Source organism: Bradyrhizobium sediminis, assembly GCF_018736085.1.
GTDB classification, from domain to species: Bacteria; Pseudomonadota; Alphaproteobacteria; order Rhizobiales; family Xanthobacteraceae; genus Bradyrhizobium; species Bradyrhizobium sediminis.
Window position 1 is genome coordinate 2,261,778 of the sequence record NZ_CP076134.1, and the last position, 14,061, is coordinate 2,275,838.

Consider the following 14,061-nt stretch of genomic DNA (forward strand, 5'->3'; position numbering starts at 1 on the left):
TCCGATCTCCCTAATAAGGGGACCTCAATCGCCCAAAGAGCCTCATGAACCAGCCCCAGATTACCCCCGAACTCGTCGCCAGCCACGGCCTCAAGCCCGACGAGTATGAGCGCATTCTCAAGCTGATCGGCCGGGTGCCGACCTTCACCGAGCTCGGGATTTTCTCGGCGATGTGGAACGAGCACTGCTCGTACAAGTCCTCACGTATCCATCTTCGGGGCCTGCCGACCAAGGCGCCCTGGGTGATCCAGGGGCCGGGCGAGAACGCCGGCGTGATCGATATCGGCGACGGCCAGGCGGTGGTCTTCAAGATGGAGAGCCACAACCATCCGAGCTACATCGAGCCCTATCAGGGCGCGACCACCGGCGTCGGTGGCATTTTGCGCGATGTGTTCACGATGGGCGCGCGCCCGATCGCCTGCCTCAATGCGCTCTCGTTCGGCGCGCCGGAACATCCCAAGACGCGCCATCTGGTGTCGGGCGTCGTGGCCGGCGTCGGCGGCTACGGCAATTCGTTCGGCGTGCCCACGGTCGGCGGCCAGGTGCGTTTCCACACCCGCTATGACGGCAATATCCTGGTCAATGCGATGGCGGTCGGCCTCGCCGACAGCGACAAGATATTCTATGCGGCGGCCTCCGGCGTGAACATGCCGATCGTCTATCTGGGCTCGAAAACCGGCCGCGACGGCATTCACGGCGCCTCGATGGCGTCGGCCGAATTCGACGACGACTCCGCCGAGAAGCGGCCGACGGTGCAGGTCGGCGATCCCTTCGCCGAAAAACTGCTGCTGGAAGCCTGCCTCGAAATCATGGAAGCCGATTGCGTGATCGCGATCCAGGACATGGGCGCGGCGGGGCTGACCTGCTCGGCGGTGGAGATGGGCGCCAAGGGCGACCTCGGCGTCGATCTCGATCTCGACGCGGTGCCGACCCGCGAAACCGGCATGAGCGCCTATGAGATGATGCTGTCGGAAAGCCAGGAGCGCATGCTCATGGTGCTGAAGCCCGAAAAGGAAAAGCAGGCCGAGGCGATCTTCAAGAAATGGGGGCTGGATTTCGCCGTGGTCGGCTACACCACGCCGAGCAAGCGTTTTGTCGTCAAGCATGGCGGCGACGTCATGGCCGATCTGCCGATCAAGGAACTGGGCGACGAAGCGCCGCTGTACGACCGGCCGCACGTGCCGTCGCAACCGCTGCCTGTGATCCATGCGCGCGACGTGACGCCGCCGATCGGAATCATGCCTGCGCTGGAAAAACTGATCGCCACGCCCGAGCTGTGTTCGAAGCGCTGGGTGTGGGAGCAGTATGATCACGTTATTTTGGGCAACACCGTGCAGCGCCCCGGCGGCGACGCCGCTGTCGTGCGGGTGCAGGACGGGCCGAAGGGGCTGGCGCTGACCGTTGATGTGACGCCGCGCTATTGCGAGGCCGATCCTTATCAGGGCGGCAAGCAGGCGGTGGCGGAGGCCTGGCGCAATATCACCGCGGTCGGCGGGCGGCCGCTGGCGATCACCGACAATCTCAATTTCGGCAATCCGGAGCGGCCGGAAATCATGGGCCAGTTCGTCGGCTGCCTGAAGGGCATTTCGGAAGCCTGCCGCACGCTCGACTTCCCGGTCGTGTCCGGTAACGTCTCGCTCTACAACGAGACCAACGGCCGCGGCATCCTGCCGACGCCGTCGATCGGCGGCGTCGGGCTGCTCGACGACTTCACCAAATCCGCGACATTGGCGTTCAAGGCCGAGGGCGAAGCGATCCTGTTGATCGGCGAGACCCATGGCTGGCTCGGGCAATCGGTTTATCTGCGCGACATCTGCGGCCGAGAAGAGGGAGCGCCGCCGCCGGTCGATCTCGCGGCCGAAAAGCGTAATGGCGACGTGGTGCGCGGCATGATCCATGCCGGCACCGCGACCGCCGCCCACGACCTTTCCGACGGCGGGCTGTTGATCGCGCTGGCGGAAATGGCGATCTCGAGCGGCATCGGCGCGAAGCTGTTGGCGGCGCCGGGCGCGATCGTGCCGCATGCTTATTGGTTCGGCGAGGACCAGGCGCGCTATATCGTGACGGTGCCGGAGGAACAGGCCGGCCTGGTGCTGGCGAAGATGCGGGGCGCCGGCGTGCCCTGCGCGCGGATCGGCACCACCGGCGGCGACGCGATCAGCATCGTCGGCGAGGCGCCGGTGACGGTGAAGGGCCTCGAGCACCGTTTTGAAAGCTGGTTGCCGGCCTACATGAACGGCGCGGTCTAATCTCACCGTTTATCGTCATTGCGAGGAGCGCAGCAATCCACACGTCATTCCAGCCGTGCTGATGGATGGATTGCTTCGCTTTATAGCACCTTCGACGCGCCCGGGATCTGCCGTAGCGCCCGCGTCGCCGCCCAACTGAAGGCGACGGTCAGCACGAACGCGATCAGCGCCTTGGCGACCGCGGGCAGGTCGTAGTCGAACAGCCAGTATTGCAGCCAGAGCACGATCGGGTAGTGCACGAGGAACATCCCATAGGCGTCAGCCTGCATCGGGTCGAGCATGCTCCAGCCCGATCGCTTGAACCGCAGGAAATACGCCAGGATCGCGAACAGGATGGCCGCGCTGAAGGCGACGAAGAGCAGGCCGTAACTAGCTTCGTACCAATTGGGCAGGACGACGGGATTGTCCAGTATTTCGCGCTTTATGGCGATCAGTCCCCACAACAGGCAATACGGAACCAGCGTCACGGCCATCCAGCCCCAGCTGCTCCTGGCCAGCCGTCCGTCCTCGCTCAGCACGCCGTGCTCGAAATTCGCAGCCCCCACTCCCGCGCCGATGAAGAAGTAGGCCGCATAGAGCAGCACGCGGCTGGCTTGGATGTCGAACGGTCCCAACTCGAACCACTTGCCCGGTCCGAAATGGACTCGCGCCGGGATATAGAGGATGGCGGTGACCACGGTGAGAAACAGGAAGAAGTCGGCCGGCCGCTCGAAGCCGCGTTGCGACAGGCGATTGATCGGATCAACCATCCTTGGCGAGATCCGGTACAACAGGCTCGCGGTAAGATCGAACGCCAGCAGCACCCAGATGAACCAGACCGGGCCGCTTGGCCAGGGACCTGATGTGACCGTCTTCCACCAGAATGCCGAGAAGCCGAGGTCGGGATTCTGCCGCAGCGCGATGGCGTAGTAGGCGATCGGGATGATCGTGAACGCGGCGACTGCGAAGGGCAGGCCGAGCCGGAGCAGGCGGTCGCGAAAGAAGATGGCTGGCGACTTGTGCCCGAGGCCCGGCCACACGAACAGTCCGGACAGGAAGAAGAACATCGCCATGAAGAAGCTGTCGGTGGCGAGCACGATCATGTCGAAGCCGATGAACGACTTGGCGTCGGTATGACCGAAATAGGTGTAGGGAATGACGGCATGGTGGACCAGCACCACAAGGGTCAGGAAGGTGCGTGTGCGGTCGAGCGAGGCGTCGCGCGCCTTGGCTTGTGGCGCCGCCTGGACTTCGGCGGCCGCCCCCGTGTGGGAGATCGTGGTCATGCGCGCCCCGGCAAGGATGATGATCGCCAAGATGTTGCCGCCGGGAACCGGATTCAGCAAGGCCCAATCAGAATGCGACTGGTGCTGCAGCGAGCCGGCGGAGTCATCCAGCGCGAAGACGCACTTCGCGCTTTTGCCCGGCCATGACGGATGATCTGGGGCTCAGCCCACTTCCTCGATCTTCACCCTGTCCGGATAGAACGCCAGATGGCCTGTTATTTCCTCCATGGCGGGGAATGGCGTCTCGTAGGTCCAGATCGAATTTTCCAGCGTCGCGCCGTTCGCCTTGATGCTGAAATAGTTCGCATCTCCCTTGTAGGGGCAGTGCGTTACCCGCTCGGTGCGCGCCAGCAGCGCCATATTGGCGTCGCTGCGCGGCACATATTGCACGGCGGGATAGCGCGCTTCCTTCAGCGTCAGCGCCTGGGTGGTGTCGGCGATGACGACGCCACCGGCGGTGATGCGGACGCGCTTCGGGTTCGCTGTAATGGTGATGGGGTGGTCGGGGCCGGGGAGTTTCATCGAGGGGTAGCCTTTTCGGTCAGCCGGTTGTGATCGCGAGCCGCGATATCAAGGGCTTTGCAGCGACTGGATCGGGAATATAGTGCCACAGGGCGTGACGTAGAAGGGTGGCCGGGCTAAGTTCCGGTGCCGCCGCAGCGAAGCTGGCGGCGATTCGAAACGCCGGATTTGGAGAGATTTTGGATGCCGATGGACGCCCACGATATCGAATCGATGATCAAGGCGGCAATTCCCGACGCCGAGGTGACGATCCGCGATCTGGCCGGCGACGGCGACCACTATGCCGCGACCGTGATCTCGGAGTCGTTCCGCGGCAAATCCAGGGTCCAGCAGCACCAGATCGTCTATCAGTCGCTGCGCGGTCAGATGGGCGGCGTGCTGCACGCGCTGGCGCTGCAGACCGGGGTACCTGGCGGACCCGGGGTACCGGAAGGTTAGGCCCGGGGTAGCACTGCCATGGCGGGGGACGATCAACACGGCGCGCTGTTTCGCCCGCTCGTGCCGAACCAGCACAGCCGCGTCACCTACGCTGAACTGTTCTTCGACCTGGTGTTCGTGTTCGCGGTCACGCAGATCTCGCACACGCTGCTCGGCCGCTTCACCCCGCTTGGCGCGGCGCAGACGACGCTGTTGTTTCTCGCGGTCTGGTGGGTGTGGGTCTACACGTCCTGGATCACCAACTGGCTCAATCCGGAAACGACGCCGGTCCGGGTCATGCTGTTCGTGCTGATGCTCGGCGGACTCGTGCTCTCGACCTCGATTCCGCAGGCGTTCGAATCGCGGGGGCTCTGGTTCGCCGTCGCCTACGCCGCGATGCAGGTTTCGAAGACGGTGTTTCTGCTGGTATCGACGCCGCCCGCCCGAACCTTGGCGCGCCTGAATGCAATCCGCATCACGACATGGCTGTCGGTCTCGGGCGTGTTCTGGATCGCGGGCGGCTTTGCCGAAGGGCAAGCGCGGCTGGCATTCTGGGCGGTGGCGCTGGGAATCGAATATCTCTCGCCCGCGGTGCGGTTCTGGATCCCGAAATACGGCGCGTCCTCGATCGAGGACTGGACCGTCGAGGGCGGCCACATGGCCGAGCGCTGCGCGCTGTTCGTCATCATCGCGCTCGGCGAATCCATCGTCGTGACCGGCGCGACCTTTGCGGATCTCACCTGGACCGCCGAGACACTCGGCGCCTTCGCGTCAAGCTTCATCGGCAGCCTCGCGATGTGGTGGATCTATTTCCACCGTGGCGCGGAGGCGGGGTCCGAGCTGATTTCGAGATCGAGCGAGCCGGGGCGGCTGGCGCGGCTCGCCTACACCTACCTGCACATGCCGATCGTGGCCGGTATCATTCTTTCGGCGGTCGCCGACGAACTCGTGCTGAAACATCCCGGCGGCCATTCCGATCTCAAGACGGTGCTGAGCGCGATCGGCGGACCGCTGTTGTTCCTGCTCGGGACCATCCTGTTCAAGCACACCATTCGCGGCTGGCTGCAGCTCTCGCACGGCGTCGGCATCATTGCGCTCGGCGTTCTCGTCTGGTTCGCCGGCGAGATGTCGCCGCTGCTGCTCTCGATCGTGACCACCGCGATCATGATCATCGTCGCGGCGTGGGAGTCGATCTCGCTGAAATCGGAGGCCGCCAAGCCCCGGCGTGAACAGCCTCACTCCGAAGCCGGCAGCACGTAAGCCGCCAGCGCAGATCGCGCGTCAGTCTTCCCTAAAATGCGCCGGGTCGGCAATGACGCCTTTTTCGCAGAACTGCTGGAACGATGCCAATCGCGAAGTGAGCCCGGACAGGCTGACGGCGTAGCTTCCGCCCGCCAGCGTCAATTCCATATCGCTGGCGGTCTTGATCGACGCCAGCAGCGCGGGGCTGGCTTCGGCATAGTGAATAGCCGCATCCCAGTCCATGCTGCAATACGCCGGCCAGACCTGCGGCGAGCGACATCGATAGAGGCGGCGGACGCCCGCCGAACCAGAGACTGACCAGGGTGCCGATCACAATGACGGCAAGCGACAGCAGCAATGCCACCGCTTCGATCGCCTTGGCCTTGCGGAAGGTCAGCACCATCGTCACGATCGACAGGATCAGCATCGCCATGCTGGCGACCGCGATGAGTCGAAAGAAGACCCGCAGCGGATTTGCAAACAACGCCGAAACGGCCGCCAGGATGGCCAGTCCGCCAAGGAGTATCCCGCCGGTCTTCACCCGCCCGAGAATTTGGCGTTTGATTTGCGATTCGACGTCGTAAGGCACGAAATGACCAATGTGGCAGTAAACACCGCCCTGATCATTCTCTACTGCACCACCCCGCAGCCGGCATCTTGACGTACGTCAATCCGGGCATCGGCACCGCCGAAATGCGGATGCGGCAGATCTTCATCACCGGCCTGTCGGCGTGCTTCGGACTGAGGCTTTCACTCCGAGGCCACCAGCGCATGAACCGAGAACATGCCATCCGCGTCGGTCCAGGATTCCAGTGGGGTCCAGCCCGAGCCGCGCGCCAGCGCGTTGAAGCGGTCGAGGCTGTACTTGTAGCTGCTCTCGGTATGGATGGTTTCGCCGGGGCGGAATGAAAAGCTGCGGCCGAGCACCCGGACGGACTGCGCCTTCTTGCTGATCAGGTGCATCTCGATGCGATGCCGCTCGCGATTGTAGATCGCGCGATGGATGTACGCGCCGGTGTCGAAGTTGCCGCCGAGTTCGCGGTTGATGCGAACCATGACGTTGAGATTGAAGCGCGCGGTGACGCCGGCGGCATCGTTATAGGCGTCGTACAGCACGCGCTCGTCCTTTTCGAGGTCGACGCCGATCACCATCTGCGCGCCTTGTCCGAGAATCTCGCGGGCGCTGCGCATGAAGGCGCTTGCTTCGTGCGGCTCGAAATTGCCGAGCGTCGAGCCCGGGAAGAACCCGACCTTGGGCATATCCTTGACCGCGTCGGGCAGCGCGAACGGCGCGGTAAAATCGGCCGTCACCGGATAGACCGACAGCGCTTGAAAATCCCGGCGCAGCGCGTCGGCCTGGGCTTTCAGGAAATCGCCGGATATGTCGACGGGGACGTAGGCGCTGAGCGCGCATTGGTTCAGGAGCAGCCGGACCTTGGTGGTCGCGCCGGCGCCGAATTCCACCAGTGCGGCGCCTTGGGGGATGATCGAAGCGATCTCGCCGGCGCGGTCGCGCAGGATACCGAGTTCGGTGCGCGTCGGGTAATATTCCGGCAGCACCGTGATCTGTTCGAACAACTCGGAGCCGGTGGCGTCATAGAAATATTTCGGCGACAGCCGCTTCGGAAATTGCGACAGGCCCTCGATGGCGTCCTGAGCGAATGCCGAGGTCTGTTCGTCGAAACGATGCGCTTTGGCCAAAGCGGCGGCGTGCACATTCATGATGTTCTCCAGAACGCGCTTTCCGGCGCGATTGAATTTGAAAAATCAGGTGGCGTAGTCGGCAAGCCGCAGTCCCGTGAATTGCCAGCGATGATGCGGATAAAAGAAGTTGCGATAGGTAATACGGCTATGGCCGGCAGGAGTTGCAAGCGAGGAGCCGCGCAGCACCATCTGGTTGACCATGAACTTGCCGTTATATTCGCCGAGCGCGCCCTCGATCGCGCGGTAACCGGGGTAGGGGCTGTAGGCGCTGCGGGTCCATTGCCACACGATCCCGAAGGCGTCGTTGAGCTGCCCGGCGCGGGCTGCGACCTCCCATTCCATTTCGGTCGGCAGATGCCGGCCGCGCCAGCGCGCAAACGCATCGGCCTCATAATAGCTGACGTGGCAGACCGGCGCTGACGGATCGATCGTCTGAAGTCCGGCCAAGGTCATGATCTTCCATTCGCCGTCGACCTGACGCCAGTGGCCGGGCGCCTGCCATTCCTCTTTCTCGACGGTAGCAAAACCGTCCATCAGCCAGAGCGTCGCCGTCGCGTAGCCGCCGTCTTCCATGAAGGCGAGCCACTCGGCATTGGTGATGAGGTTGCGCGCCAGCCTGACCGGCCCGACCAGGGCGCGATGTGCGGGCTTTTCATTGTCGAAGTGAAAGCTGTCGTCGGTGTGTCCGACGGTGTGGATGCCCTCGTTCAGCGTCGCCCATTCGTCGCCGGCGCGAGTTTCGTCGCCACCGCGGGTCGAAGCGGGAAAGCGCCACACCGGATCGTAAGCCGGCGGGATCGGGTTTTGCGCAAACGCATGCAGGATGTCGGTCAGCATCAATTCCTGATGCTGCTGTTCGTGGTTGAGGCCGGTCTCGACCAGCGGCACGAGCGCCCGCAGCGCGTCCTCGCCGGCCTCGTGGAAGAATTTCACCACCGCCGCATCGACATGCCGGCGGTAGGCGGTGACGTCGTCGGCGCCGGGGCGGGTCAGAAGGCCGCGCTGGTGGCGGGCGTGCCTGGGGCCGGCGCTGACATAATAGGAATTGAACAGGAAGGCGTAGTCCGGGTGGAAGGGCTCGTAGCCATCGCAGTGTTCGCCGAGCACGAATTGCTCGAAGAACCAGGTGGTATGGGCGCGGTGCCATTTCGCGGGGCTGGCGTCCGTCATCGACTGGATCTGCTGATCCTCGGGCGACAGCGGGGCGGCCCGGCGCTCGGTCTCGTTGCGGACCATCAGATAGGCTTCCACCAGATTCTGGGTGAGGCTGCCTGAATCGGAGAATAATGACGGGCAAGGGGCGGCGATGGCGGCCGCAGCGGATGCTGGTTTCGTCACTGGTGTCTCCGGTTGGTTAGAGAACGTTGAACTGGCAGAGCGGTTCCCCGGGAACAGTCCGTCCTAGATAGGGGTTTCCGGCGGGGATAAAAGCCTCCACGGGCTATGATGTTGCTGCCTTCCGGCTATGGCCCCCCTCCGGCGCGCCTTGGGGATATCCGGATGCGGATAGCCTGCGCATGCCAGCTCCCCGCCATTTTACTTTGGATGCACAACGGTTTGGGATACATATATAAGTAGTGTCGGGTTTACGGGTCGACGCCGGCCCGGGAAGGTTATGCCGCAAAAGGACGCCAATATGAGCATCGAGCAATTCATCGATAACGAAGTGAAGTCGAACGACGTCGTACTGTTCATGAAGGGAACGCCGCAGTTTCCGCAGTGCGGTTTTTCCGGTCAGGTGGTGCAGATCCTCGACCACGTCGGGGTCGGCTACAAGGGCCTGAACGTACTGGAATCCGCCGACCTGCGTGACGGCATCAAGGCCTATTCGAACTGGCCGACCATTCCGCAGCTTTACGTCAAGGGCGAGTTCGTCGGCGGCTGCGACATCGTCCGCGAGATGTTCCAGGCCGGCGAGCTGCAGCAGCTTTTTGCCGACAAGGGTGTCACCGTTAACGCGGCGGCCTAGGCCTGAGCTTGGCCGCGCGCCAGATCGGCACGGCACGTCTCGAAGTCATCGTCGCCGACATCACCACCTTGAGTGTTGACGCCATCGTCAACGCCGCGAATGCATCCCTGCTCGGCGGGGGCGGCGTCGATGGCGCGATCCACCGCGCCGCGGGGCCCGAGCTGCTCGCCGAATGCCGTACCCTCCATGGCTGCGAGACCGGCGGCGCCAAAATCACGAGAGGCTATCGGCTTCCGGCGCGGCATGTGATTCATGCCGTCGGCCCGGTTTGGCGCGGCGGCAACGCCGGCGAAGATGACGCGCTGGCGTCGTGCTACACCAGCGCGATCGAACTCAGCCACGCCCACGGCCTTGCCTCGGTCGCCTTTCCTGCCATTTCCACCGGCATCTATGGTTTCCCCGCTGCTCGCGCGGCGCGCATCGCCGTCTCCGCGACGGTCGCGGCGCTGCCGGCGGCGCCGGCGCTCAGCCGCATCATCTTCTGCTGCTTTTCCGGGCAGAGCGCCGCCCTGCATGCGCAGGCGATGGCTGACTTCGGCAGCCCTTGTGCCGATTGAGACGGCCGGTAGACTGCATCGGCCGGCGATGAAGAAACGGATCCATGACGCGACGGAGAACTGACGGCTTCGGGCGGAGGCGCCCGGTTGCAGCCGTGCTTGCGCTGCTGCTTCTCGCGGCCGTCGTTCGGCCGAACACCGCCGCTGCCGAATCATCGCCTGTCGTCCGGTCGAGCTTCTCGCCCGACAAACTGACGCGCATCGGCGACTTCATCCGCAACGAGGTCGCAACCGGCAGGATCGCGGGCGCGGTCATGCTGATCCAGCAACACGGCCGTCCCGTCTTTTTCGAAAGCTTCGGGGTGCGCGACGTCGAAAGCAGGCGTCCGATGACCGCGGACACCATCTTCCGGATTTATTCGATGTCGAAGGCCGTCACGTCAGTGACGGCGATGCTGCTGGTCGAGGACGGCAACCTCGGGCTCGACGATCCCGTGTCAAAATACATCCCCGGCTTCGCCGACGTGAAGGTCGGCGTCGAAAGGCGCGATGAAAGCGGAAAGCCGATGCTGGCGCTCGAGCCGGCCAACCGGCCGATCACCGTCAAGGATCTGCTGCGCCACACCTCGGGCCTGACCTATGGCTTCTATGGCGACAGTCCGGTGCGAAAACGCTATGCGAATTCCGATCTGTTCGACGGCGATTTCGACAATGCCGCCTTCGCCGAGCGTATCGCCAGGCTGCCGCTCGCCGAACAGCCGGGGACGTCGTGGGATTACGGCCATTCGACCGACGTGCTCGGTCGCGTCATCGAGGTCGCATCGGGGCAATCGCTGTTTGCGTTTGAAAAGCAGCGGCTGATTGATCCGCTGGGCATGACCGAAACCGCTTTCTACCTCGCCGACGAGTCGAAGCGGCCGCGCATTGCCCAGCCGATGCCGAACGATCGCTTTGGCGGTCCCGTCGCCGGCATCCGCGATCCGATGTTGCAGCGGCGCTGGGAATCCGGCGGCGCCGGCATGGTCGGGACGATCGGCGACTACGCCCGTTTCGCACAGATGCTGCTGAACGGCGGCACTCTGGACGGCAGGCGCTACCTTAAGCCGGAAACCATCGCATTGATGGCGTCGGACCATATCGGCCCGGAAACCGGCATCGCCCGCGACCAGTTCTATTTTCCCGGCGAGACCTCCGGCTTCGGGCTCGGCTTTGCGGTGCGCACGTCGGTGCCGCCGAACACGTCTTGGCCGTTGGGTGAATTTCGCTGGGACGGCGCCGGCGGCACTTTCTTCTTTATCGATCCGCGCGACGATATGTTCGCTATCTTCATGGTGCAGGCGCCGTCGCAGAGCGGACGGATTCAACTGGCGCTGAAGACGCTGATCTACGAGGCGCTCGGAAAATGATCGAGCCGGAACTTGCCGTGCCAGCGTTGGAGACAACGAAACTCGACGGAAAGGGTCGCTTTCCGAAACTTGCTATCGCAGAGTGGCTCGCTCTGGCTATCTATCTCGTTCTGGTGATCGGCTTCGCGTGGAATCCAACACCTCTTGCGCAATGTCTGGCTGCGATCGGAATTGCCGGTGCCTGTGCTCACGCGGCATTTTTCTATGGTTGGAAGGATGCAGCGGCCCTGCTGGCTATCTGCGTTGTTACGGCATTCACGATGGAGAACTTGGGTGTCACCACGGGTATACCCTTCGGCCGTTACCATTTTGAGGTCGGAGCCGACCTGACGCATGTCGGTGCCGTCCCGATTATCGTCGGCCCGCTGTGGTTCGGCATGGGGTATTTCTCATGGATCATTGCCGCGGCTCTGCTTGGCGGCGCTGATCTGCGTTTGAACAGAAAATTCGAAATTATCGCACTGCCCATCGTTGCAGCGTTCGTGATGGCGCAATGGGACGTGGTTATGGACCCGCCCGAGGCGACAATCTCCAGGGCCTGGATATGGCATGACGGCGGGGCTCATTTCGGCGTGCCGCTATCGAATTACCTCGGCTGGCTGCTAACTGCATGGCTGTTCTATCAGGCGTTCGCAATCTATCTCAGCCGGCGCATCGTATCGGTGCCGACGATTGGGCGAAGGCGCGCGCTCACCCTTGTGGCAATCTTGTTCTATCTCAGCGCGGGCCTCACTCATGTTACGCCATGGCTGATAGGTCAAAGTGGCGAAGTGGTCGACGCGACCAACCATATTTGGCGCGTGCAGGATCTGCGTGAATCCGCGGTCGTGACCATGCTATTCACAATGTTCTTCACGTCGATGCTCACGGCGCTGCGTCTAGCAACGGACAATCTGCACACAAGAATTGATCGTGGTTGAGGAGGAACATGCCGCGCGCAAGCCCGCCGGATGAGGGCAGCATCGCGCTCTGCTGCGATGCGAAGCGGGATCGGGTTTCGCGCCAGCGCCCGGCTGGCGGGTGCGGGCAAAGCTGCTATCATTGCTGCCATAACAATAAACGGAAGGAAGCATCGCCATGGACGCCGTGACGTCGAAGGGCCCGCAGACCGCCGACACGCATTCCCATCTCGTTCGTCCCGACAGCATGGAGTGGCAGAAGACCCGCTTCCCCGGCTGCGAAGCCAAGACGCTGCTGTTCGATCACAAGACAGGCCTGATGACCGCCTTGATGCGGTTCGCGCCGGGCGCGGTGCTGCCCGACCACGAGCACGTCAACATCGAGCAGACCTACGTGCTCGAAGGCAGCCTGGTCGACAAGGAAGGCCCGGCCAAGGGCATCGAGTGCAAGGCCGGCGAATTCATCTGGCGCGAGGAGGGCAGCCGCCACGTCGCCTGGTGTCCGCAGGGCGGGCTGATGCTCGCGATCTTTCAGGTCCCCAACAAGTTCTTCGAAGCCGACGGCCGCGTCATCGACGCGGCTGGCCAGGACTGGGACGAGACCTGGGGGCATACGCGGAAGGGGTGAAGGATAGCCAGTGTTCGGCACGCAGGCTTATCTTTTCGTCATTGCGAGCGCAGCGAAGCAATCCATTGCCGCTACGGCAAGAAGGGTGGATTGCTTCGTCGCTGATGCTCCTCGCAATGACGACGAATAGGGCCGCTTGCCTACGCCCCCCGCACGATCTCGCGCACCAGGCTTACGGTTTCCTCGATCATCTCAGCGGTAACATCGAGATGGGTGCAGGCCCTGATGCGGCCGTCCATCATCGCGAGCAGCACGCCGCGCTGGCGTAAGCCACGGACCATGTCGTCGCCGGTGACGCCGGCGCCGTCGGGCTTGAAGAACACGAGGTTGGTCTCGGGCTGCTGCACTTCGACGCCCTGGATTTGCGACAAGCCCCGCGCCAGCGCGCGGGCGTTGGCGTGATCGTCGTCCAGCCGGTCGACATGGTGGTCGAGTGCGTAGACGCAGGCTGCGGCACAGATGCCGGCCTGGCGCATCGAGCCGCCGAGCCGCTGCTTCCAGCGCCAGACCTCGTCGATGAAGTCGCTGCTGCCGGCGATGGCGGCGCCGACCGGTGCGCCCAATCCCTTGGAGAAATCGATCCAGGCCGAGTCCCAGCCCGCCGCCATGTCGCGCGCATTGATGCCGGTGGCGACGCAGGCGTTCAAGAGCCGCGCGCCGTCCATGTGGGTGGCCATGCCGTTCGATTTGGCGATTTGCACGACCTCGTCGAGGTCGGCTTTCTTCCAGATCGTGCCGCCGCCGATATTGGCGGTTTGTTCGACGCTGACCACGGTCTGCGGCGGCTGGTAGCGCGAGCGCGGGTGCAGCGCCGCACGAAGGGCGTCGGGCGAAAATTGACCATCGGGGCCCTTGAGCGGCGTGATCTGGAAACCGCCGAGCGCGGCATGGGCGCCGCCTTCGCGGGCGATGATGTGCGCGCTCTCATGCGCCAGGATCTCGTCGCCGGGCCGGCAATGCACCAGCGTCGCGGTGACGTTGCACATGGTGCCCGATGGCAGGAACACGGCGGCCTCCTTGCCGAGCAGATCCGCCACCCGCTCGCACAACAGGTTCACGGTCGGATCGTCGCCGATCTGCTCGTCGCCGACCTCGGCCCGCGCGATCGCCTCGCGCATGCCTGAAGTCGGGCGGGTCTGGGTATCCGACAGCAGGTTGATGCGGACCGGCGGGGCTTTCGGATCCGGTGGGGCTGGGGTGTAATAGGTCATGGCGGGTTCTCTTCAACTCAACGTCATGGCCGGGCTTGTCCCGGCCATCCAC

Annotated in this window: 14 protein-coding genes; 8 read left to right on the forward strand and 6 right to left on the reverse strand. The window is 63.7% G+C overall.

The window, feature by feature from the left end; translation table 11 throughout:
* Positions 1 to 44 precede the first annotated feature (44 nt).
* Positions 45 to 2,249, forward strand: coding sequence for a phosphoribosylformylglycinamidine synthase subunit PurL (gene purL, locus KMZ29_RS10750; protein WP_215623660.1), 2,205 nt, complete (start codon positions 45 to 47; stop codon positions 2,247 to 2,249).
* An 80-nt stretch (positions 2,250 to 2,329) separates the two neighbouring features.
* Here the strand turns inward: purL and KMZ29_RS10755 are convergent, their stop codons facing one another.
* Together KMZ29_RS10755 and KMZ29_RS10760 are read right to left on the reverse strand one after the other, a co-directional pair.
* Positions 2,330 to 3,514: an acyltransferase family protein gene (locus KMZ29_RS10755; protein WP_215624224.1), complete on the reverse strand. Its 1,185-nt coding sequence runs from the start codon at positions 3,512 to 3,514 to the stop codon at positions 2,330 to 2,332.
* Positions 3,515 to 3,676: 162 nt separating this feature from the next.
* Positions 3,677 to 4,036 (reverse strand): DUF427 domain-containing protein, encoded by a 360-nt coding sequence (locus KMZ29_RS10760; protein ID WP_215623661.1) that lies wholly within the window; start codon positions 4,034 to 4,036, stop codon positions 3,677 to 3,679.
* 183 nt (positions 4,037 to 4,219) lie between these two features.
* On the opposite strand from KMZ29_RS10760, the gene KMZ29_RS10765 reads away from it, so the two are divergent.
* Both KMZ29_RS10765 and KMZ29_RS10770 read left to right on the forward strand, forming a co-directional pair.
* Positions 4,220 to 4,474 (forward strand): BolA family protein, encoded by a 255-nt coding sequence (locus tag KMZ29_RS10765; RefSeq protein ID WP_215612498.1) that lies wholly within the window; start codon positions 4,220 to 4,222, stop codon positions 4,472 to 4,474.
* 18 nt (positions 4,475 to 4,492) lie between these two features.
* Positions 4,493 to 5,713, forward strand: a complete 1,221-nt coding sequence (locus KMZ29_RS10770) for a low temperature requirement protein A (protein WP_215623662.1) — start codon at positions 4,493 to 4,495, stop codon at positions 5,711 to 5,713.
* A gap of 31 nt (positions 5,714 to 5,744) precedes the next feature.
* Here KMZ29_RS10770 and KMZ29_RS10775 read toward each other — a convergent pair whose 3' ends face one another.
* From KMZ29_RS10775 to egtB, 3 genes are all read right to left on the reverse strand, one after another.
* Positions 5,745 to 6,284, reverse strand: a complete 540-nt coding sequence (locus KMZ29_RS10775) for a hypothetical protein (RefSeq protein ID WP_215623663.1) — start codon at positions 6,282 to 6,284, stop codon at positions 5,745 to 5,747.
* Between the two features lie 161 nt (positions 6,285 to 6,445).
* On the reverse strand, positions 6,446 to 7,417 hold the full coding sequence (gene egtD / locus KMZ29_RS10780; protein WP_215623664.1) for an L-histidine N(alpha)-methyltransferase: 972 nt from the start codon (positions 7,415 to 7,417) through the stop codon (positions 6,446 to 6,448).
* Between the two features lie 45 nt (positions 7,418 to 7,462).
* Entirely contained in the window at positions 7,463 to 8,794 is a 1,332-nt protein-coding gene (egtB, locus tag KMZ29_RS10785) for an ergothioneine biosynthesis protein EgtB (RefSeq protein ID WP_369810125.1), read from the reverse strand.
* Positions 8,795 to 9,035: 241 nt separating this feature from the next.
* On the opposite strand from egtB, the gene grxD reads away from it, so the two are divergent.
* The 5 genes from grxD to KMZ29_RS10810 all read left to right on the forward strand — a co-directional run bounded on the left by grxD (position 9,036) and on the right by KMZ29_RS10810 (position 12,798).
* Entirely contained in the window at positions 9,036 to 9,368 is a 333-nt protein-coding gene (grxD, locus tag KMZ29_RS10790; protein ID WP_215606018.1) for a Grx4 family monothiol glutaredoxin, read from the forward strand.
* A 2-nt stretch (positions 9,369 to 9,370) separates the two neighbouring features.
* Positions 9,371 to 9,925 carry an O-acetyl-ADP-ribose deacetylase gene (locus tag KMZ29_RS10795; protein WP_215624225.1) on the forward strand — a complete coding sequence of 185 codons (555 nt, stop codon included), beginning with the start codon at positions 9,371 to 9,373 and terminating at the stop codon, positions 9,923 to 9,925.
* Between the two features lie 44 nt (positions 9,926 to 9,969).
* Positions 9,970 to 11,271: a serine hydrolase domain-containing protein gene (locus KMZ29_RS10800; protein ID WP_215623666.1), complete on the forward strand. Its 1,302-nt coding sequence runs from the start codon at positions 9,970 to 9,972 to the stop codon at positions 11,269 to 11,271.
* Positions 11,268 to 12,191 (forward strand): carotenoid biosynthesis protein, encoded by a 924-nt coding sequence (locus KMZ29_RS10805; protein ID WP_215623667.1) that lies wholly within the window; start codon positions 11,268 to 11,270, stop codon positions 12,189 to 12,191. Before KMZ29_RS10800 ends, KMZ29_RS10805 begins: the two co-directional genes overlap by 4 nt.
* A gap of 157 nt (positions 12,192 to 12,348) precedes the next feature.
* A complete protein-coding gene (locus KMZ29_RS10810; protein WP_215623668.1) occupies positions 12,349 to 12,798 on the forward strand; it encodes a cupin domain-containing protein in 450 nt (149 codons plus the stop codon).
* Positions 12,799 to 12,938: 140 nt separating this feature from the next.
* Here the strand turns inward: KMZ29_RS10810 and KMZ29_RS10815 are convergent, their stop codons facing one another.
* A complete protein-coding gene (locus KMZ29_RS10815; protein ID WP_215623669.1) occupies positions 12,939 to 14,009 on the reverse strand; it encodes a threonine aldolase family protein in 1,071 nt (356 codons plus the stop codon).
* Positions 14,010 to 14,061 lie beyond the last annotated feature (52 nt).

Bases quoted from the DNA above. Each gene is read 5' to 3' on its own strand.
- purL (WP_215623660.1), top strand. From the start codon at position 45: ATGAACCAGCCCCAGATTACCCCCGAACTCGTCGCCAGCCACGGCCTC.
- KMZ29_RS10755 (WP_215624224.1), bottom strand. From the start codon at position 3,514: ATGACCACGATCTCCCACACGGGGGCGGCCGCCGAAGTCCAGGCGGCG.
- KMZ29_RS10760 (WP_215623661.1), bottom strand. From the start codon at position 4,036: ATGAAACTCCCCGGCCCCGACCACCCCATCACCATTACAGCGAACCCG.
- KMZ29_RS10765 (WP_215612498.1), top strand. From the start codon at position 4,220: ATGCCGATGGACGCCCACGATATCGAATCGATGATCAAGGCGGCAATT.
- KMZ29_RS10770 (WP_215623662.1), top strand. From the start codon at position 4,493: ATGGCGGGGGACGATCAACACGGCGCGCTGTTTCGCCCGCTCGTGCCG.
- egtD (WP_215623664.1), bottom strand. From the start codon at position 7,417: ATGAATGTGCACGCCGCCGCTTTGGCCAAAGCGCATCGTTTCGACGAA.
- grxD (WP_215606018.1), top strand. From the start codon at position 9,036: ATGAGCATCGAGCAATTCATCGATAACGAAGTGAAGTCGAACGACGTC.
- KMZ29_RS10800 (WP_215623666.1), top strand. From the start codon at position 9,970: ATGACGCGACGGAGAACTGACGGCTTCGGGCGGAGGCGCCCGGTTGCA.
- KMZ29_RS10805 (WP_215623667.1), top strand. From the start codon at position 11,268: ATGATCGAGCCGGAACTTGCCGTGCCAGCGTTGGAGACAACGAAACTC.
- KMZ29_RS10810 (WP_215623668.1), top strand. From the start codon at position 12,349: ATGGACGCCGTGACGTCGAAGGGCCCGCAGACCGCCGACACGCATTCC.
- KMZ29_RS10815 (WP_215623669.1), bottom strand. From the start codon at position 14,009: ATGACCTATTACACCCCAGCCCCACCGGATCCGAAAGCCCCGCCGGTC.